Source organism: Runella sp. R5_40, from assembly GCF_057652295.1.
The window spans coordinates 1-479 of sequence record NZ_JBYFCH010000077.1 but is presented as its reverse complement, the minus strand read 5'-3'; the positions used below and the strand labels follow the sequence as shown (position 1 = coordinate 479).

Genomic DNA, 479 nt, shown 5'->3' with positions numbered 1-479 from the left:
TTAAATGTAATTGAATTGCCTTCAATGTTACAAACCTCTTTGGTTTCTCCTACATTCACACTTACACCATCGGCAACAAGCGACACGTTTTGTGGCGTCGATGCGCGGTAATTAATCGTCAATTCAATCGGTGAGGTATATGTCACGGGGCAAGAGCCATCGCAGGCCGCTTGGTAGCGGTGGGGTTGGTTATTGGAGGATTGGGTAACTGGGGCATTGGGTGACCAGTCACTCCACGTGCCACCGCCCACTTGTACCCGCCAAACAGGCGACCCCGAAACACAAGAACCCGAAACCGTAAACTGCAAACTGTTCACTGGATTCGCATCCGTGTCACAGAAAGTTTGAGCGTTGCCTTCGTTTAAGGTTTGTTGTAAAGTATTGAGCGTAATCGTGGGTTTACCTTGAATTTTCACCTCCGCGCTACCAGTTTGAGTTTGACTACAGGCAGGCGTAGAACTTTCTTCTACACTCAATAG

At 48.2% G+C, this 479-nt stretch carries 1 protein-coding gene; it reads right to left on the bottom strand.

Annotated features, from left to right (window positions below; all coding sequences use genetic code 11):
- The coding region (locus AC23N5_RS31460; protein WP_487758570.1) for a hypothetical protein at positions 1–479 on the bottom strand (479 nt) is incomplete at both ends.